The sequence below is a fragment of the Variovorax sp. S12S4 genome (assembly GCF_023195515.1).
Classification (GTDB): domain Bacteria; phylum Pseudomonadota; class Gammaproteobacteria; order Burkholderiales; family Burkholderiaceae_C; genus Variovorax.
The window spans coordinates 4140199-4158768 of record NZ_JALPKR020000002.1 but is presented as its reverse complement, the minus strand read 5'-3'; the positions used below and the strand labels follow the sequence as shown (position 1 = coordinate 4158768).

Annotated in this window: 22 protein-coding genes and 2 pseudogenes; 11 read left to right on the top strand and 13 right to left on the bottom strand. The window is 66.6% G+C overall.

Features of this window, described 5'->3' with window-relative positions; all coding sequences use genetic code 11:
- Positions 1–54 precede the first annotated feature (54 nt).
- The 4 genes from M0765_RS20505 (at position 55) to M0765_RS20490 (ending at position 2501) form a co-directional block, all read left to right on the top strand.
- A complete protein-coding gene (locus tag M0765_RS20505) occupies positions 55–756 on the top strand; it encodes a fumarylacetoacetate hydrolase family protein (protein WP_126748625.1) in 702 nt (233 codons plus the stop codon).
- A gap of 21 nt (positions 757–777) precedes the next feature.
- Positions 778–1329 (top strand): NUDIX hydrolase, encoded by a 552-nt coding sequence (locus M0765_RS20500; protein ID WP_126748626.1) that lies wholly within the window; start codon positions 778–780, stop codon positions 1327–1329.
- Positions 1330–1334: 5 nt separating this feature from the next.
- Positions 1335–1847: a CreA family protein gene (locus M0765_RS20495; RefSeq protein WP_258505645.1), complete on the top strand. Its 513-nt coding sequence runs from the start codon at positions 1335–1337 to the stop codon at positions 1845–1847.
- A gap of 147 nt (positions 1848–1994) precedes the next feature.
- Positions 1995–2501 carry a murein hydrolase activator EnvC family protein gene (locus M0765_RS20490; protein ID WP_342456031.1) on the top strand — a complete coding sequence of 169 codons (507 nt, stop codon included), beginning with the start codon at positions 1995–1997 and terminating at the stop codon, positions 2499–2501.
- A 27-nt stretch (positions 2502–2528) separates the two neighbouring features.
- Here M0765_RS20490 and M0765_RS20485 read toward each other — a convergent pair whose 3' ends face one another.
- Positions 2529–4088: a phospholipase D family protein gene (locus M0765_RS20485; protein ID WP_446751606.1), complete on the bottom strand. Its 1560-nt coding sequence runs from the start codon at positions 4086–4088 to the stop codon at positions 2529–2531.
- Between the two features lie 304 nt (positions 4089–4392).
- On the opposite strand from M0765_RS20485, the gene M0765_RS20480 reads away from it, so the two are divergent.
- Both M0765_RS20480 and M0765_RS20475 read left to right on the top strand, forming a co-directional pair.
- The gene (locus M0765_RS20480; protein WP_258505643.1) at positions 4393–5817 is read left to right on the top strand and encodes a homospermidine synthase; all 1425 of its coding nucleotides are present in this window, start codon (positions 4393–4395) and stop codon (positions 5815–5817) included.
- Positions 5818–7131: an NAD(P)/FAD-dependent oxidoreductase gene (locus tag M0765_RS20475; RefSeq protein WP_258505642.1), complete on the top strand. Its 1314-nt coding sequence runs from the start codon at positions 5818–5820 to the stop codon at positions 7129–7131.
- A 22-nt stretch (positions 7132–7153) separates the two neighbouring features.
- Here M0765_RS20475 and M0765_RS20470 read toward each other — a convergent pair whose 3' ends face one another.
- The 7 genes and pseudogenes from M0765_RS20470 to M0765_RS20440 all read right to left on the bottom strand — a co-directional run bounded on the left by M0765_RS20470 (position 7154) and on the right by M0765_RS20440 (position 11900).
- Entirely contained in the window at positions 7154–7345 is a 192-nt protein-coding gene (locus tag M0765_RS20470; protein ID WP_258505641.1) for an aminoglycoside phosphotransferase, read from the bottom strand.
- Between the two features lie 18 nt (positions 7346–7363).
- Positions 7364–7954, bottom strand: a complete 591-nt coding sequence (locus M0765_RS20465) for a hemerythrin domain-containing protein (RefSeq protein WP_258505640.1) — start codon at positions 7952–7954, stop codon at positions 7364–7366.
- Between the two features lie 95 nt (positions 7955–8049).
- Entirely contained in the window at positions 8050–8547 is a 498-nt protein-coding gene (locus M0765_RS20460) for a hemerythrin domain-containing protein (protein WP_258505639.1), read from the bottom strand.
- A gap of 96 nt (positions 8548–8643) precedes the next feature.
- Entirely contained in the window at positions 8644–9126 is a 483-nt protein-coding gene (locus tag M0765_RS20455; protein WP_258505638.1) for a hypothetical protein, read from the bottom strand.
- Positions 9127–9136: 10 nt separating this feature from the next.
- The gene (locus tag M0765_RS20450; protein ID WP_157613341.1) at positions 9137–9916 is read right to left on the bottom strand and encodes an alpha/beta hydrolase family protein; all 780 of its coding nucleotides are present in this window, start codon (positions 9914–9916) and stop codon (positions 9137–9139) included.
- Positions 9897–11068, bottom strand: a pseudogene (locus M0765_RS20445) (DUF3182 family protein). Before M0765_RS20445 ends, M0765_RS20450 begins: the two are co-directional and overlap by 20 nt.
- A 16-nt stretch (positions 11069–11084) precedes the next feature.
- Complete coding sequence (locus M0765_RS20440; RefSeq protein WP_258505637.1) at positions 11085–11900, bottom strand: SDR family NAD(P)-dependent oxidoreductase; 816 nt, start codon at positions 11898–11900, stop codon at positions 11085–11087.
- Between the two features lie 250 nt (positions 11901–12150).
- Here M0765_RS20440 and M0765_RS20435 point away from each other — a divergent pair, with 250 nt between their 5' ends.
- Positions 12151–12765: an isochorismatase family cysteine hydrolase gene (locus M0765_RS20435; protein ID WP_258505636.1), complete on the top strand. Its 615-nt coding sequence runs from the start codon at positions 12151–12153 to the stop codon at positions 12763–12765.
- A gap of 19 nt (positions 12766–12784) precedes the next feature.
- On the opposite strand, the pseudogene M0765_RS20430 reads toward M0765_RS20435, so the two are convergent.
- Positions 12785–13257, bottom strand: a pseudogene (locus M0765_RS20430) (CBS domain-containing protein).
- 25 nt (positions 13258–13282) lie between these two features.
- Positions 13283–13597, bottom strand: a complete 315-nt coding sequence (locus tag M0765_RS20425; RefSeq protein ID WP_157613337.1) for a plasmid stabilization protein — start codon at positions 13595–13597, stop codon at positions 13283–13285.
- Positions 13598–13835: 238 nt separating this feature from the next.
- Between M0765_RS20425 and M0765_RS20420 the strand changes: the two genes are divergently transcribed.
- Both M0765_RS20420 and M0765_RS20415 read left to right on the top strand, forming a co-directional pair.
- Positions 13836–14318 (top strand): DUF421 domain-containing protein, encoded by a 483-nt coding sequence (locus M0765_RS20420; protein ID WP_258505635.1) that lies wholly within the window; start codon positions 13836–13838, stop codon positions 14316–14318.
- Between the two features lie 59 nt (positions 14319–14377).
- A complete protein-coding gene (locus tag M0765_RS20415) occupies positions 14378–16159 on the top strand; it encodes a thiamine pyrophosphate-requiring protein (RefSeq protein ID WP_258505634.1) in 1782 nt (593 codons plus the stop codon).
- Between the two features lie 20 nt (positions 16160–16179).
- Here M0765_RS20415 and M0765_RS20410 read toward each other — a convergent pair whose 3' ends face one another.
- Positions 16180–16623, bottom strand: coding sequence for a hypothetical protein (locus M0765_RS20410; RefSeq protein WP_258505633.1), 444 nt, complete (start codon positions 16621–16623; stop codon positions 16180–16182).
- Positions 16624–16873: 250 nt separating this feature from the next.
- Here M0765_RS20410 and M0765_RS20405 point away from each other — a divergent pair, with 250 nt between their 5' ends.
- Entirely contained in the window at positions 16874–17305 is a 432-nt protein-coding gene (locus tag M0765_RS20405) for a hypothetical protein (RefSeq protein ID WP_258505632.1), read from the top strand.
- A gap of 51 nt (positions 17306–17356) precedes the next feature.
- Entirely contained in the window at positions 17357–17620 is a 264-nt protein-coding gene (locus M0765_RS20400; protein WP_126748642.1) for a hypothetical protein, read from the top strand.
- Positions 17621–17634: 14 nt separating this feature from the next.
- On the opposite strand, the gene M0765_RS20395 is transcribed toward M0765_RS20400, so the two are convergent.
- Positions 17635–17751 carry a c-type cytochrome gene (locus tag M0765_RS20395; protein WP_258505631.1) on the bottom strand — a complete coding sequence of 39 codons (117 nt, stop codon included), beginning with the start codon at positions 17749–17751 and terminating at the stop codon, positions 17635–17637.
- Positions 17709–18497, bottom strand: coding sequence for a c-type cytochrome (locus M0765_RS20390; protein WP_258505630.1), 789 nt, complete (start codon positions 18495–18497; stop codon positions 17709–17711). Before M0765_RS20390 ends, M0765_RS20395 begins: the two co-directional genes overlap by 43 nt.
- Positions 18498–18570 lie beyond the last annotated feature (73 nt).

The window sequence follows — 18570 nt, the reverse complement described above, 5'->3', positions numbered from 1 at the left end:
CCTGCCTCTGGCACACTGCCGTTTTTCTCCGTTCCGCTGAAAAGGACAGACGCAATGGCTTCCGAGTTTGTTTTCGCCCCGCCCGCGACCGTTTCGGTTCCGGTGGTCGGGCAGCCCGCCCGTTTTCCGGTGCACCGCATCTACTGCGTGGGCCGCAACTATGAAGATCACGCCAAGGAAATGGGCTTTACCGGCCGCGAGCCGCCGTTCTTCTTCATGAAGCCGGCCGACGCGCTGGTGGTGGTCGATGCAGGCCAGACCGGCACCATGGCCTACCCCACGCTCACCAAGAACCTGCACCACGAGATCGAACTCGTGGTGGCCATTGGCACGGGCGGCAAGAACATCTTGGCCGCCGACGCGCACAAGCACATCTACGGCTACGCCGTGGGCCTGGACATGACGCGCCGCGACCTGCAGGGCGAGATGAAGAAGCAGGGCCGCCCATGGGACATCGGCAAGGGCTTCGAGCAGAGCGCGCCAATCGGCCCCATCGTGCCGGTGGCGCAGGCCGGCGATGCCGAGAACGCCGAAATCTCGCTGCAGGTCAACGGCACCGACCGCCAGCGCAGCACCGTGAGCAAGCTGATCTGGAACGTGGCCGAAACCATCGAGCATCTTTCGGCCGCCTGGGAGCTGCAGCCCGGCGACCTGATCTACAGCGGCACGCCCGAAGGCGTGGCGGCGGTGGTGGCGGGCGACACGCTGGTCGGCGAAGTGGCCGGCCTGCCCAAGCTGACGGTCAAGATCGTCTGAAGCCCTGCGCTCCAACGCTTCATGATCCTGCGCGTCCCCATCAAGCACTGCAAGAACTGCGGCACCGCGGTGGTCTACCGCATTCCGGACGATGGCGACACCAAGGAACGCGCCGTCTGCCCCGCCTGCAGCACCATCCACTACGAGAACCCGCTGAACGTGGTGGGCACCATCCCCGTGCTCGGCGACAAGGTGCTGCTGTGCAAGCGCAACATCGAGCCGCGCTGGGGCAAATGGACGCTGCCGGCGGGCTTCATGGAGCTTGGCGAAACCGCGGCCCAGGGCGCGGCGCGCGAAACCGACGAAGAGGCCGGCGCCAACTACGAAATGCAGGGCCTCTTCGCGGTGATCAGCGTGGTGCGCGTGGGGCAGGTGCACCTGTTCTACCGCGCCCGCCTGCTGGACGACCGCTTCGACCCGGGCCACGAAACCATCGAGGCCCGGCTTTTCACGGAGGAAGAAATTCCCTGGGAAGAAATCGCTTTTCGCACTGTGCGCGAGGCGCTGGAACACTTCTTCGAAGACCGGCGGCGCGGCAGCTTCGATCGCGTGCACGAACTCAGCATCGTTTGAAACACATGACCATCCAGGCATTGCGGGCCACCGCCCTCTTCCGTGCGGCGCTCGCATCCACCGTTGCCGTCGGCCTGGGCCTCGCGCTGGCGCCGGCGGCGCAGGCAGAAGTCGTGGGCGACGTCGACACCGCGTTCAAGCTCATCGGGCCGGACCACAAGATCGTGGTCGAGGCGTACGACGACCCCAAGGTCAGCGGCGTGACCTGCTATGTCTCGCGCGCCAAGACGGGCGGGCTGGCCGGGGCCTTCGGCGTTGCTGAGGACAAGTCCGAAGCCTCCATCGCCTGCCGCCAGGTCGGCCCCGTGAGCATCACGCAGCCGCTGCCCAAGCGCGAAGAGGTCTACACCGAGCGGCTGTCGATTCTCTTCAAGCGGCTGCGCGTGGTGCGCATGGTCGACGCCCGGCGCAATACGCTCGTCTACCTCACCTACTCCGACCTGCTGATCGACGGCTCGCCGAAGAACAGCGTGACGGCGGTGCCGATCGACCGCGGCACGCCCATTCCGCTCAAGTAACAAAAAGCAGGCACCGCCAGCCCTTCACTCCTTCTCCCGCGGCCCGCGCCTGCCGCGCCCTGCGAGTTTGCTAGCATGCCGGCGGTAACTCGCCCGGCGTGCCGAGCCGAAGGAACCCTCAGCAACGAATTCGTTCCAAAGAGAACCATGCAGCACCTTCAGACTTTTGTTTCCCGTACCGGCGCCGCGCTATTCGTAGCGGCCGGCCTTGCAGCCTGCACCACGCCCGCACCGCCTCCCCGGGCCGGCGTGAACGTGCCACCGCCCGTCCAGCAGCCGCAGGCCATGTTCATCCGGCCCGCCAGCGGCACCACCATTGCCCGCTTCGACGGCGTGCGCAACAAGGGGCTGGACATTGCCGGCAACCTTGGCGATCCGGTCGTGGCTTCGGCCGACGGGCGCGTGGTGTACGTGGGCGGCGAACTGCGCGGCTACGGCAACATGGTCATCGTCAAGCACAACGACACCTTCCTCACCGCATACGCCCACGCTGAAAACATCGTCGTCAAGGAAAACGCGGTGGTGCGCCAGGGCCAGAAAATTGCCGAAATGGGCAAGAGCGGCACCGACCGCGTGAAGGTGCATTTCGAAATCCGCAAGAACGGCACCGCCGTCGATCCCGAGCCCTACCTGAGCGGGCGCCTGCAGCACTAGGCACCCGGTGGCGGCGCAGGCGCGCCGCTAAAGCAGGCTCTCGGGCACCAGCGGGGCAAACAGCTCCAGCTTCCAGCGCGACCAGAAATCGGTTTCGGGCTCCACGTGCAGGATGGTGTCGGCGCCGTCGCCCGAGGCCGGGCTCACCCATTCGATGCCGCCGCGCGGCCCCAGCTGCAGCTGGTAGGCACCGTCGAGCCGCATGAAGCCAATCAGGCTGGTGAGCTGCTGCGCGATCTGCGGGCTGAAGATGAAAATGCCGACCTCGGTGTTGTGCAGCATCGAGCGCGGATCGAAGTTCATCGAACCGATGAAGACGATGTTGCGGTCGATCACGGCCGACTTGCCGTGCAGCCTTCCGCTCGCCGAACCGTAGATGCCGAAGCGCTTGGTTTCTTCCACGCGCTTGGGGCTCAGTTCGTACAGCGCCACCCCCAGCCGCAGCATCTCAGGCCGGTAGCGCCGATAGCCGATGTGCACCAGTGATTCGTCGGTGGCCGCGAGCGAATTGGTCACGATGGTGTAGCTCACGCCCTTCTGCCGCACGATGCGCATCGACTCCATGCCGCCGCGGCCTGGAATGAGGTAAGGCGTGGTCTGCAGGATCTCGTGTTCCGCGCCGCGTATGTAGCGCCGCACGTTGTAGAGCACGCTGTCGGTCGACTCGTCGGCGGGCAGCCCGCGGGCCTCCTCCGTGGGGCCGAGCGCCTTGGCGGGCGCGTCGGCGTAGGCTTCTGCGCGCGCCCACACGAGCGAAAGCGCGCCTTCGTCCAGGTCCTTGGCCAGCGCGTTGTTGCCCAGCAGGTCGGTGGAAGCGAGCGGATCGGGGTGCAGCGTGTCCGGCCCGCCGGTCAGCTGCTCGAAGCGGTCGCGCAACTGCTGCGGCGTGGCCCCGCCGGTCGACACCAGCGACTCAACGGGGTACACGTAGGGGCTGTTCCAGTACATGTCGAACAGCGACGAAAGCCGCGGCACCACGGTGCCGGCCACCAGCGTGTCGATGTCGATGAAGTTGGAGCCGCCGTCGCGCAGGAAGTATTCGTTGGCGATGTTGCGCCCGCCCATCACCGCCATCACGTTGTCCACCACGAAGAGCTTGTTGTGCATGCGGCGGTGCACGCGGTCGAAGTCGAGCAGCGACGAGGCCCAGCGCGTGCCCAGGCGTTCGCGCCCGGCGGGAAACGGATTGAACATCCGCACCTCGGCATTGGGATGCGCCGCCAGGCCAGCGAACAGCGGGTCGGCACCCGCGGTGTAGAGGTCGTCCACCAGAAGGCGCACGCGCACGCCGCGCTCCGCCGCGTCGCGCAATGTGCGAAGCAGGTAGCGGCCCGTTTCGTCGTTCTGCACCAGGTAGTACTGAACGTCTATGGAGCGCTGCGCGCGCTTTGCCAGCTCGATGCGTGCATGCAGCGAAAACTGCGCCATGGGCAGCAGCCGAAAGCCGCTGAAGCCCCGCTCCGGCGGTGAAGCCGCCGTGACAAGGCGCCCGAGCATCGTGTCCGTGCCGTTGGTGATGGCCATCGACGGCTTGCGTTCCACACCCGACGGCAGGCCCGCGCAGCCGCCCAGGAGCAGCAACGCCATGCCCAGCACCAGCCAAAGCGGCCAGGCGTTGCGCACGCTGGTGCCGGCTGGCTTGTCGGAAATTCCTGAAATTCTGGGGTTGGAGTTTGCTGCCATCGGACGGTGCGATGCGCGATGCGCGCAGGGTGGCCGGTTTCTACCATGAGCCAGCGAAAACGACCGTTTATGGAGTCCTCCTACACCATCGGCAAAGGCAAGCTGACGCGTGGACGCAACCGGTAGCACCACATTTTTGAACACGAACGGAAAACCAGGTAGCAGTCAGCCCGGCGGCCAGCGCCGGTGCCACTCAGCGAGGTTGCGGATGACCAAGAAGAATGAATTGCTGGCGCGTTTCGACGGCAGGCTCACGATGGTCGGCTTCGGCTCCATCGGCCAGGCGCTGCTGCCGCTGCTGTTGCGCCATTTCGGCCTGAAGGCCTCCGACATCAGGATCGTGAAGCCGGGCGAAGACCGAAGCGGCCTCGCAAAGGAACTGGGCGTCGAAGTCATTCCTGCGCGCCTCGAAGAAGGCAACTTCGCCGCCGTGCTCGAGCCGCTGCTGGCCAAGGGCGACTTCCTGGTCAACCTGTCGGTCGATGTTTCGAGCCTTGCGCTCATCAAGCTCTGCCGCGAACGCGGCGCCTTCTATCTGGACACCTGCAACGAACCCTGGCCCGGGCGCTACGACGACCCCGGCGTGCCGCCTTCCCGCCGCTCGAACTACAGCCTGCGCGAAGAAGTGCTGGCCTGGCGCCTCGACAAGCGCAGCGGGCCCACGGCCGTGATCACGCAAGGCGCCAATCCGGGGCTGGTGTCCGCGCTGCTCAAGCAGGCGTTGCTCAACATTGCGGCCGACACGCATGCGCAACTCGAATCGATGCCCACGAGCTACGAGGACTGGGCGGCGCTCGCCAAGCAGCTGGAGATCAAGGTCATTCACATTGCCGAGCGCGACACCCAGGCGCCAAGGCAGCGCAAGCAGCGGAACGAATTCGTCAACACCTGGTCGGTGCGGGGCTTCGTCGACGAGGGCCTGCAACCCGCCGAGCTGGGATGGGGCACGCACGAGCGGCACTGGCCGGCCGATGCGGCGCGCCACGGCTTCGGCAGTGACGCGGCCATCTATCTCGGCCGGCCCGGCATCGGCACGCGGGTGCGCAGCTGGACCCCGCTCGAAGGGCCCTACCACGGCTTTCTGGTGACGCATGCCGAATCGATTTCCATCGCCGACCACCTGACGCTGCGCAAGGACGGCGAGGTGGTGTACCGCCCCACGGTGCACTACGCCTATCACCCCTGCGACGACGCCGTGCTCTCGCTGCACGAAGTGGCCGGAAAGAACTGGCGCCTGCAGCACCGCCAGAAAATCATCCGCGACGAAATCGCCGAAGGCATGGACGAACTCGGCGTGCTGCTGATGGGCAATCCCAAGGGGGTCTACTGGTACGGCTCCCGCCTGACCATCGATCAGGCGCGCGAACTGGCGCCCGCCAACAGCGCCACCAGCCTGCAGGTGGTGGCCGGCATCCTGGGCGGCATGCTCTGGGCGTTGCGCAACCCCGATGCCGGGCTGGTGGAGCCCGACGACCTCGATCACCGCGTGGTTCTGGAAGCCGCAACGCCCTACCTGGGAGAGGTCGCGGGCGTGTATGGCGACTGGACGCCGCTCAAAGACCGCAGCCCGCTCTTCGATGAAGAAAAGGATGAAGAAGACCCCTGGCAGTTTCTCAACTTCCGGGTGGCCTGATTGCTGCTGCGAAAAGAACTCGGCGTCGTCGAGAACTCCTACTACGAAGCGAGCGTGCAGCGCGCCGAGCGGTTCGAAGCTGCGCGCCCGCTCGAAGGCATTGCCACCGCCGATGTCTGCGTGGTGGGTGGCGGCCTCGCGGGCCTTTCCGCGGCGCTGGAGCTGGCTTCTCGCGGCTATGCCGTGGTGCTGCTCGAAGCGCAGCGCGTCGGCTGGGGCGCCTCGGGCCGCAATGGCGGGCAGGCCATCGTCGGCTTCGGCTCCGACGGCGAAGCGGCCATCGAAAAGCAATTCACACCCGAGGACGCGCGCCGCGCCTGGGATGTTTCGGTCGAAGGGCTGAACCTGCTGCGCGACCGCATGGCCCGCCATGCCATCGATTGCGACTGGCAGCCCGGCTACCTGAACCTTTCGGTCAAGCCGTCGAAGTCGCGTGCACTTCGCCAATGGATGGAGCATGTAGGCCGCGTCTATGGCTATCCGCTGCAATGGCTGGGGCCCGCGGAAATCGCGCAATGGGTCGACAGCAAGCGCTTCGACGCCGGCACCTTCGATGCATTTTCGGGCCACCTGCATCCGCTCAAGTATTCGCTGGGCCTGGCTTCCGCGGCGCGGGCGGCCGGTGCGCAGCTGCACGAGAACTCGGCCGCCCAGGTCATCGAGCGCGGAACGCGGCCCGTGGTGAAGACCGCGCAGGGCGAGGTGCGGTGCAGCTTCGTGGTGCTGGCGGGCAACGTCTACCTTGCGGAATACGGCGACGACGTGGCGCCCGAAGTGTCGTCGCGCATCATGCCCGTGGGCACCTACATGATCGCGACCGAACCGATGGACCAGGCGCGCGCGGATGCGCTCATGCGTGGCCGGCCGGCCGCTTCGGACACGAACTTCGTGCTCGACTATTTCCGCCTGAGCGCCGACCACCGGCTGCTGTTCGGCTCGGGCGACAGCTACAGCGCCCGCACCCCGCGCAACTTGATCGAAAAAATCAGAAAGAGCATGCTCGCGGTGTTTCCGCAGCTGTCAGACCTTGGCATCGACCACGCATGGGGCGGCTTCGTCGACATCACCATGAACAAGGCGCCTGACTTCGGGCGCATCGGCAGCAACATCTACTACCTGCAAGGCTTCTCCGGCCATGGCCTGGCGCTGACCGGCATGGCGGGCAAGCTGGTGGCCGAGGCCATTGCGGGGCAGGCGGAGCGCTTCGACCTGTTCGCCCGCATCGGGCACCTGGCCTTTCCTGGCGGCACACTGCTTCGCACCCCCGCGCTCGTGCTGGGGATGATGTACTACCGAATGCGCGACCTGATGTAGATCCGCCCAGGCCGGCGCCCGGCTACGAAGCCTCGCGCCCGCGCGGAACCTTGCCCTCGGCGGCAAGCTGCAACACGCCTTCGGCGAACTTCATGAGCTCGTCCGAAAGCGGTGCCCCGGGCGCAAGCACTCCCACGCGCTCGGCCAAAGCCTGGAAAGCAGCGCGCGAAGATTCAGGCGCGGACGGCAACGGAATATTTGTGTCTTCGGGCATGAAGCCGTGTTCCCCAGGTCAGGCGCGCGCGTGCCAGCGCAGATGGCCGGAACGCCGTGCCAGCAGAAGCCCCGCCGCAGCCAGGCCGACCACGGCAATGGCCGCGGTGTTGCCCGAAGCGGCCCGCCCCATGTCGAGCGCAATTTCGCCCGTGCGCGGGCCTGCGAGCTGCAGCCTGCGCTTGGTCATTTGCGCACCCAGGTCACCCAGCTTGTCTGCCAGGTGCTTTTCGGCCGCGGGCAGCAAGATGGTTTCCTCGTCGGCCACGTGATGCATCACGTCGCGCATCAGCGCCGACAGGGTTTCGTCATAGTCGCGGGCCTCGGGCTCCATGGTGCGAAGCAGGCCGATGAGCCTGCGCATTTCGGAATGCTCGTGGATGGCTTCGGTAATGCGTTCATCGTCGATCTTGCGCATCTCGGGGTAGAAGATTTCTTCCTCGAGCTGCGCGTGAATTTCGAGCGCCGTGCAGATGGTGTTGACCAGCCCCTTTTTCACGCGGCTCGGCGCGCTCGCCTTGTACTGGTGAAAGGTGGAAAGCACGTGCGTGTGATCCAGGCGAATCATGTTGGTCGCCGTGGGGAAAAGCCGGGAGACTAAATTTGTCATGGGTGACCTCCAAGGCCGATCGAAAAAGCATGGCACCCGGCCGGCGGGCGGCCGGGTGCCGTTGAGGTGGCTAGGCAGCCTGCAACCCTGGCGGGTCAGGCGGTTGCGCCGGTGAGTTCTTCCATCAGCTCTTCCTTGCGGGCCGCAAGCTGGTCGCGCATGGCCACGAGGTCGAGCCCCTTGGCGGCGCGCGCCTTGACGAAGATCTCGTTGCGCTCTTCCTTCACGTGGTGGTCGATGTATTCACCCAGCACGATGACCTTGGCGTCGAACTTGTCGTCCACATCGGCGGCTGATTCGATCTGCGCAATCAGTTCCTTGGCGCTGGCGTGCTCGACTTCGGCTTCGTCCAGGAGATCGGTCTCGCTGAGCGCTTCGCGCAAGGCGGGGTAGAAAATTTCTTCTTCGATCTGCGCATGCACGGTCAGCTCGGTGCAGATCTGGGTTGCGAGTTCGCGCTTCTTCTGCTGCGCGCTGGCGGCCCGCGAATGGGTCAGTTCCTCGTACTCCTTGAACAACTTCTTGACGTTGCGGTGGTCGGTATCGAGAAGGCTGCATGCATCGGGTGCTGCTCGCTTGGTAGAGGTGGGCATCGTGGGGCTCCGAATAAGGTTGGTGGAAGCTGAACGATGGGGGGCTCGAAACACCGCGACGTAGGAAAGCTGCCTGTGTGCGCGTAGCAGCGCCCACTACTCGCGCCCACGTTGCGCAAGAAGGCACCCGGCTGCCAGCCCCACTGCAAAGAGGCCGTAGACCACGGCCATGGAGCCTTTCGAAAGATGGTGCTCGAAGCCGGGCGTGAGCCGGCGCGGCGTGATCGTGTAGTCGATCGTGCAGGCCACCGCCGTTGCGGCGCCGGCACTGGCCAGCGCGGCAGGCACCGATTGCGGCGGGCGCCGCTCGGCATGCAGCCAGGCGTAGAGCACCGCCCAGAAGATAGCGCTCGCATGGTGGGTGGCATAGCCCAGGGCCGTGTGCCGCAGCGTGGGCCGGTACACCTGCAGGGCCTGATCGCCCCAGAGCCAATGGCTGGTGGCATTGGTGGGCGCAACGGCGCTGCCGGCCTCGCGCCGGGCACACAGCATGAGCGCGACGGTCGAGGCAAGGCTGGCGAAGGTTCCGGCAATCAGGCCGGTACGCAGCACCGGCACGAGTCGTTTGCTTGTGTTCATGTGGAAACCTCTATGCAGGGCTTTCTGAAACTGCCCGCGTCATGGCGCCGGTGGCCCTGGCGCCAAGCGTCATTTCCGTCATCCAGGACACCAGGAGCTGCCCGTACGCCTGGCGGGACGACTGCTTCGACAACGCATGGTCGGCGCCCGATATGACGCGGTAGGTGGCGGAACGCACGCGCTTGAACGCGCCCAGGTAGTTCTCGATGACGGGGTGCGGCACGATCTGGTCGTGCTCCGATTCGACGATCAGCACGTCGCCCGTGAAGGCCTCGCAGGCGGCCAGTGCGCGGTTGTCGCGCGGCCCCACCAGCGTGCGGCGGTAGGCCACCAGGTCGGACCTGCTCAGCTGCCCCTTGGGCGCCAGCCACTCGCGGTCGCGGTAGAGCGCCGGCGCGCGCAGTGCGAGCCAGCGCACCGGCCGCATGGCGCTGACCAGCGCCGCCAGGTAGCCCCCGTAGCTGCTGCCGACGATGGCAATTGCGTTCGGATCGACCGTGGGGTGGCTCACCAGCGTGTCGTAGGCCGCGAGCACGTCGCGCAGGTTGTCTTCCCGCGTAACCTCCTTGCGCAGCGCCGCGTGGCGCGCGTGGCCGCGCAGGTCGAAGGTGAGGCATACGCAGCCGAGCGCGGCAATGTCGTGCGCGCGCGCAATGTATTGCTCCTGGCTGCCATCCCAGCCGTGCACGAGCAGGACGCCGGGCACCATCGTCGAAGCGGCGACCAGCGTTCCGGCAATGTGCTGGCCGTCTACGGGAATATCGATAACGTTATGTCGTGTCGCTGGCATACGGTTGGATCAATGCGTACTTGGTCAGGGCGCCGATCTGGCTGTCGATGCCACGATAGTGCACCGCCGCATCCGAAGGAATGGACGCCGCCGCGCCATACGCCTCAAAGCACGAGACGCGCAGGCGCTCCAGCGCCGGGTCGCGCCAGAAGCTCTCGAGCGCCATCATCTCGGCGCCGGTTGCGCCCCCACCCGCCACGACTGCTCCAGCACACCCGAGCGCCACGCGCCCCCGGCGCCCACGCCCTGCGCCACGTCGTAGTTCACGCGCGACGCAAGAAAGCCGGGAAAGCAGTCGATCACCGCCTGGTGGTAGCGCCGCGCCTGCTCGATGGCCAGGCACAGCGCCGGGCTGGGGCTGGTCTTGGCAAGCAGCGCGTCGAAGTTGCCGCGCACCAGCGTCAGGTCGGAACCGCCGTACACGCTCTGGCCTGCGTTGTCGGTCGTCATGCGCTGGCGGCCGAAATAGCTCACGATCATGTGGTCGACCATCACCTGCCCCACGCTGAAGGTGTCGGGCCGCTCGAGGTTCTCTTCGATCACCACGCCGTGCAGCGCGATCTCGCTCTCGTCCATGGCGGCCAGGCTGCGGTCCAGCGCATCGGCGCCGGTGACCATCGTCTGCCCCCGTCCGCCGGTGGCGCATACCGGCTTCACCCGCACCGGGCCGTTCTCGAGCAGGCGGCGCCCGGCCCATCGCGCATCCTCGGCAGAGAAGGCCGAGAACCCGTCGAGCGCTGCATGCGAGATGTCGGCCGCAAATCCGGGCGCCCACCCTTCAGGGCAGGCGGCCGCCCGTCCGACCAGCGGATGCGTGATGGCCTTGGTGGCCACGAAAGGGTATGGAACCACGCCCCCGAACAGGTCGTGCAGCGTCGAGATGCCGAGCGACCGCGCCTGCTGCGTGCTGGGCACGGTGTCGCTCGGCACGAAGTACAACGGCGTGTTCTCGTGCGCGCGCGAGGCGTCGTATTCGCCGGCAAAGCGAAACTGCTTCAGCGCCGCAAGGCGCTGGGCGAAGTTGCTGCGCGTGGCGCGTTCGTGTTCGCTGCCGTAGGCCTGCGGATCGGCGCTCCACACCACCACGCTGCCGCCGGTGCTCTTGAGGACGGTGTCCACGAGGGCGACTCCCGAGCTGAAAGAAGTGTCCATGGCTTGCGCTCCCGGCCTAGCGTGGGTCCGCCGTTCCGGGTTCGGCCATCCTGCGGTGCTGCTTGGCCAGCAACGCCGATGGCGTGACGTTGGCAACCGCGACCTGGAGCTTGTTCTTCCAGCCCGCGACCACGTCGCCTTCGCCGTTCATCATCGCTTCGAAGCCGATCTTCGCCACCTTGGACGGGTCGGCCTTCTTGTCGTCCTGGCCCACCTTGGTGTCGAGCATGTCGGCACGGTCGAAAAACTCGGTGTCGGTCGGCCCGGGCATCAGGCAGCTCACCGTCACGCCGCTGTCCTTCAGCTCTTCGCGCAGCGCAAAGGAGAACGAGTCCAGGAAGGCCTTGGTGCCGTTGTAAACCGCCTGGAAGCTGCCGGGCATGAAGCCCGCAATGGAGCCGGTGATGAGAATGCGCCCCTGCCCGCGCGCGCGCATCCCGCCGCCTATGGCATGAATCAGGTACAGCGTGCCGGTGATGTTGGTGTCGAGCACGTGCCGCGCGTCGGCAAAGTTCTGGTCGAGAAAGGCATGGCCGAGCCCTCGCCCGGCATTGGCGAGCAACGCATTGACCGGACGCTGCCCAGCCGCCGCCAGCAGGCGGTCGACCCCGTCGGTGGTGGAAAGATCGGCAAGCACGGGCTGCACCTCCACGCCCAGGCGGCGCAGTTGAACCGCGGCGTCCTCGATCTCGGGCTCATCGGCCGCAATCAGCAGATCGAAACCCTCATTGGCGCAGCAGCGCGCCAGTTCCAGCCCTATGCCGGACGAAGCGCCGGTCACGATGGCGAAGGGCCGCGTGAAAGCGGAAGTGCTCATCGGGGAAGTGTTCATCGGAATAACTCCTTGTGAACGATTGGCGGGGGCGCACGGAAGCAAACCGTGCATGTCGACAGCTCCCGCCCATGGTCGAACACCTTGCGATCCGGCGCAGCGGGATAACGCGCGTCGTTGTGAAAGAGGCCTCCTACGCGCCGCCCAAGCACCGGAGAACTCGGCGGCGACTTTCGCGGCCACGCGCAGCTTTCCTACGGGCTCGGCCATGCGCTTTGGGAAATCGTGAGGCTTCCCGCTGACTGGAGTTTTGCCGGCCCATGGCCTCACCTTCTTCCTCCCCGCCCCCACCCTCGCCTCCGCGCCCGCCGCCGGTCACACCGCCCTGCTGATCATCGACATGATCAGCTGCTGGGATTTTCCGGATGCGGAAAAATTATTGCCCGGCGCGCACGCCATTGCTGGACGCATCGCTGCCCTGAAGGCGCGATGCACCCGCGCCGGGGCGCCCACCATCTACGTCAACGACAACCGCGGACGCTGGCGCTCCGACTTTCCGAAACTGGTGGAGATGTCGCTGGCCTCCGGCGGGGCCGGCGCCGAAATCACATCGGCGCTGCTGCCGGGCGAAAAAGACTACTTTGTGCTGAAGCCCAAGCAGTCCGCCTTCTTCGCGACCCCGCTCGAGTTGCTGCTCGCCTACCTGAACGCAAGGCGGCTGATCGTGACCGGCGTGGCCAGCGACCAATGCATCTGGGCCACGCTGGCCGATGCGGGCATGCGCGACCTGGAAGCGCTGGCACCCCGCGATTGCGTTGCTTCGCAAACACCGGAGCGCAACCAACGGTTTCTGCGCCAGGCGGAAGAAGCGCTGCTGGTTCGCACCACACCCGGCCCGCGCATCCGCCTGCCCGCGAAACGCTGAGCGGGCCGGCGTCAGAAGTTCAAGAGGCGCCGCCGCCGCTGGGCCCGCTCGCGGCGGACTGCTTGGAGCGGTCCGGCTCGGCCGGCTGCGAAATGATGTTGAGCGTATCGCCCGCCTTGCCGATGTCGCCCTTGGCGGCCGTGTCGCCCAGCGACAGCATGCCCACGAGCCGCCGGTCGCGGTCTACCACCGGCATTCGGCGCACCTGGTAGCCGGCCATTTCATTCATCACCGTTTCGACGTTGTCGCTTTCGGTGCACCACTTGACGTCCTTCGTCATCACCTCTGACAGAGAAGTGTCCAGGGGCGCTCCTGCGCCACCACGCGCAGCACGATGTCGCGGTCGGTCACAATGCCCAGCAGGCGCTGGCCGTCGCACACCGGAATGGCGCCGATGTCCAGCTCGTCCATCGCCTGGGCGGCCAGTGCCACCGAATCGGCGGGCGAAAGGGTTCGTACGCCGCGGGTCATCCGTTCGGAAACTCGGGTCATTGCGGATCTCCTTGATTGCCTGGGGTCAGCCGCTACGGTGCTCGGCGTTGCGCTTGCGCGTTGCAGCGGCCTTCTTGGCGGATGCGGAACGTTCGGCGGCGGTTCGCGATGCTGCCGCAGCGCCGCCCTTGTGGCCGCCCTTGCGCGACGGGGCGTGGTTCTCGGCCTTGCCGCGGCCGCTGCCGCTCTTCTTGCCGCCGCCGGTCTCGGCGTTGACGGTGGCCCAGGCACGCTTTTCGGCCTCGGCCTTGCCGACACCGCGGTGCTCGTAGCTTTCCTCGATGTGCTCGGCCTTGCGTTTCTGCTTGTCCGTGTAGGACGACTTGTCACCTCGTGGCATTGCTTTCTCCTGAAGGGTGAAGATGCCCTGCATCGTGCGCCTGCCCTCTGCGCCGTGGGTCGGAGGACGCAGGACCTGCGCGTGGGAGCAGTCTGGCGGCGGCGCAGCGCCGCGCAACGCCATGCCGCTGTGGGATTGCGCCGACGCCTCCTGAAGCCGATTGCACGACACCCGCTGCGCCCGCACCCGCCGAACATGGGGTGGTGGTGGCCGCCCCTCGCCACCGAAGGGCGCATCGATGATGAACCTGTCCGATCTTTTCTCCCCCGACCAGCCGCTGCTTGAAATGGTGATCCGAGGCAGCGCGATCTACTGGTTTCTCCTGATCGTCTTTCGCTTCGTGCTGCGACGCGACGTGGGCTCGATGAGCATGGCCGACCTGCTGTTCATCGTGCTCGTGGCCGACGCGTCGAGCAATGCGATGCAGGGCGAATACAGGTCTGTCACCAACGGTGTGACGCTGCTGGCCACATTGATCGGATGGAACTACCTGCTCGACCTGCTCGGCTACCGCTACGCGTGGGTGGCAAGGGTGCTGGCTCCCCCGCCCGAGCCGCTGGTGCGCCACGGACGGCTGGTGGCCCGCACGCTGCGCAAGGAGCGCATCAGCGTCGACGAACTGATGGCCAAGCTGCGGGAACACGGCATCGACGATCTCGGCCTGGTCCGGGTCGCGCTGCTCGAGGCCGACGGAAAGATCAGCGTCATCCGCAACCGATAGCAACCCACCGCATCCATAGCAACCGACAAACGCCGGCGCGTCCGGCAGATGGAGTTTCAATGAAGCAGACAGTCAGCGATTTCGTGGTGCAACGCCTGTACGACTGGGGCGTGCGGCGCATCTATGGCTACCCCGGCGATGGCATCAACGGCCTGATGGGCGCGCTCGACCGGGCCGACGGCTCCATCGAATTCGTTCAAAGCCGGCATGAGGAGCTTGCCGCCTTCATGGCCTGCGCGCACGCCAAGTTCTCGGGCGAGGTGGGTGTGTGCCTGGCCACATCGGGGCCCGGCGCAATCCACCTCCTGAACGGGCTCTACGATGCGAAGCTGGACCACCAGCCCGTGGTCGCCATCGTCGGCCAGCAGAAACGCAGCGCCCTGGGCGGCGACTACCAGCAGGAGGTGGACCTTGTCTCGCTGTTCAAGGACGTGGCGCACGAGTTCGTGCAGATGGCCTCCAGCGCGGAGCAGGCCCGCCACCTGATCGACCGCGCGATGCGCATCGCACGCGACCGCCGCGCGGTAACCTGCGTGATCTTTCCCAACGACGTGCAGGACCTGCCCGCCGTGCCGGTGCCGCCGCGCGAGCACGGCACCGTGCACAGCGGCATCGGCGCCACGGCCACCGCGGTGGTGCCCGAATCGCCCGCCTTGCAGCGCGCGGCCGAAATCATCAATGCCGGAAGCAAGGTCGCGATCCTCGCGGGTGCGGGTGCCCTGCACGCTACCGACGAATTGATCCACGTGGCCGAGCGCCTTGGCGCGGGCGTTGCCAAGGCCTTGCTCGGCAAGGCCGCGGTGCCTGACGACCTCCCCTTCGTGACCGGCGCCATCGGCGTGCTGGGCACGCGGCCGAGCTCGCGAATGATGGAAGACTGCGACACCCTGCTGATGGTGGGCTCGTCGTTTCCGTATGCGGAGTTTTTGCCGCCCGAGGGCCGCGCGCGCTGCGTGCAGATCGACACCGACCCGCGCGCCATCGGCCTGCGCTACCCCACGGAACTGGGCCTGGTCGGAGACAGCCGCGCCACGCTTGCCGCCCTGCTGCCGCTGCTGGAGCACAAGGAACACGGCCCGTGGCGCCGCGGCATCGAGGCCGAGGTGTCCAAATGGTGGCGGGTGCTCGAGGCACGCGCCCATGTGGAGGCATCGCCGCTCAACCCGCAGCGCGTGTTCTGGGAGCTCTCCCCGCGGCTGCCCGAACAGGCGGTGCTCACGTGCGACAGCGGCACGGCGGCCAACTGGTATGCCCGCGATGTCAAGCTGCGCCGCGGCATGAAGGCCAGCCTTTCGGGCGGCCTGGCCACCATGGGGCCCGCCGTTCCCTACGCCATCGCGGCCAAGCTGGTTCACCCGGACCGGGCGGTGGTTGCCATGCTGGGCGACGGTGCCATGCAGATGAACGGCCTGAACGCGCTCATCACCCTCGCGCGCATGTGGCGCGACTGGGCCGACCCGCGCCTGGTGGTGATGGTGCTCAACAACCGCGACCTCAATCTCGTGACCTGGGAGCAGCGCGTGCTTGGCGGCGATCCGAAGTTCGAAGCCTCGCAGGTGCTGCCTGATTTTCCGTACGCGCGCTTCGCGGAAATGCTCGGCCTGGGCGCCATGCGTGTCGACACGCCCGAAGCGATCGGCCCCGCATGGGATGCCGCCTTTTCGGCCGACCGCCCCATGCTGCTCGAGATGGTGACCGACGCGGCCGTGCCGCCGCTGCCGCCCGATGTGTCGCTTGCGCAGGCCAAGGCCTACCTCTCGGCGCTTTGGCATGGGGACCCCGAGGCGATGCGCACCATCAAGGCCGCCGCGCGGGAATACTGGGCCAGCGCAACGGCCTGAGCCGCTGCGCCGCTGACCCACTACCCGCCGGTCCGGATGCCCGCCCTCGCCTTCGATTCTTCTTCGCTGGCGCGCGAGAGGCATGCGGCCTTGTCGCCGCCCTGACGCTGGTTGCACTTCTCCCTGGCCACCTCGTAGTTCACCGCCACTCTGGTTTCGGCAAGGCGGCGGGCACTCGCATCGCTGGGGCTGCGCTGATGGTCGAGCTCGGCCGTCGCGATCTTCTCGCGGCCCTGGGCTTCCTTGATGCAGACGGTTCGTGCGGGTTCGGCCTGGGTTTCGCACTGGCCCAGCGCCGCCTTGAGGTTGGCGCCGATGCGTTCGCGCGCGGCGCCGTATTCGACCATGGCCGGATCGATCTCGGCCGGGTGCGGCCGGGTGTCTTGCGCACTTGCCGCGGCTGCGACAACCCACAGCAGTGCGGCAGCGAACAACGCGTAAAGCTCGTGTTGCATGGTTTGCATGGCAATCTCCTGTACGTTCGCGTTCAGCCAGTGTGGGCGCCGCATCGGCCCGGCCGGTAGGACGTGCGCCCAAGCCTCCCGGGGGCGCCGCCGACGCGCAGCACCCTCGGCAATTCCCCCGGGGAGCGTCAGCATGTGCTTACGGATGCTTCGCGACGCGTCCTACCGGTGCGGCTCGGGCGACTTCTATATTGATTTCAGACGCCGAATCCTTTCTTGCAGAACAACCACCGGCGTCAAGGAGATCATCATGAAGAAGCTGTTAGTGATTTGCGCCGCGGCATCGTGCCTTGGAATGGTCCAGGTGCACGCGCAGGTGAACACGACCCCCTCGGCGGCAACCGATCCGGCCATGGCCGAATTCAAGGCGGCCCGCGACAAGATCTCGGCCGACTACAAGGCCGACAAGGCGGCCTGCGACGCCATGAAGGACAACGCCAAGGACGTCTGCATGGAACAAGCCAAGGGCAAGGAAAAGATTGCCAAGGCCGAACTCGACCAGAAGCAGAAGCCCAGCGACGGCAATGCCCGCAAGGTGGCCGAAGCCAAGGTGGAAGTAGCTTATGAGGTTGCCAAGGAAAAGTGCGACGACCAGAAGGGCGACGCCAAGGACGCTTGCGTGAAGCAAGCCAAGGCCGACCAGGAAAAGGGCAAGGCCGAGATCAAGGCCATGAAGAAGTGACACCCAAGTGACGGGAGTCATTCCACAAGCCTGCGCCGGGACGACGAAGCGGTGAAGCCCGTGCAAACGCTCGCCATTTCCGAGACCCTGCGCACGCAGCTGTCCGCCGAAAATCTCCTGGCCATCAATTCGCATGGCCAGGAGGTTCTTCATGGGCTGGACTTCGACGAGTCGCAGCTCCTTGTGGACTGCAGGGAACAACCGCCGGCCGATGCCTCCATGCAGGAGCGATGCGCCGAGCTCGTCATCAAGCACGAGCGCGCTCGGTTGCGCATTGCCACTGTCGACGACGAACGCACTGCCGCGAAGTTCTAGCCTGGCAGCCGCCCTCAGCGCAAGGTTGCAAGGTACGCTGCGATGTCGCGCGCGTCCTGCTCGGTCACGCCCAGTTCCGGCATGGCCGTCAGCGGATCGACCTCTTTTGTATGCCGCAGCCAGCGCACCATGTTGTCGGGCGTGTTGGCCAGCTTTCCGGCAATGAGGGTGCGCCCCCTATTCCCGCGAGCGGCGGGCCGACGTGTGGAGACGAGCTGGTGACGCCCGGAATGGTGTGGCAGGCGCTGCAGGCGTACTGGTGAAGCGCCCGCTTGCCGCGGTCGGCATCGCCCACGCGAACCGATGCGCCATCCGGAGCCGCGCCGCATGCCGAACCCGTTGATGCGCCCTGCGCGCCGGTCGCGTCGAAGCGCGTGGCTTCGGCATATTGCTGCGGCGTCAAATCGGGAAGCCGCGCAAGAAACGCCACCACCGACCACAGCTCTTCCTCCGACAACCGGTATTCCCAGGCCGGCATGCCGCTCATCTTGATGCCGTGCTTGGTGAGCCAATACAGCTCGCGCGGCTTCCAGTGGTGCCGTGCGTCCACCAGCGGGCCGGGCAGCGGCTGCATGCTCTTTCCGATGTCGCCCTGCGCCACGCCCGGCGCGCCGTGGCACTGAACGCACTTGTCGCGAAAGCACGCCGCGCCGCGCATCACCAGCAGCTCGTCGTCGAGCTTCGGCGTCTCGATGTTGCGGGCCCGCAGCTTGACCGACTGGTGCATGGCGGTTTCGAGCAGCGAATACACAGGCTGCGTGTGCTGCACCGTGGCGGCCACGTTGTACAGCCCGCCGTACACCACCAGCGCGCCCGCCGCCGCGCCTGCAAGGCCCAGCGCGGCAATGGTGAGAAGAACGGTCTTGGGTGCACCCATCGGCAACATTCAATTGGCGGCATTGTCCGACGCGCACCGGCGCCGCCGTGTCGGCGCAAGCCGCGTTCCTGTC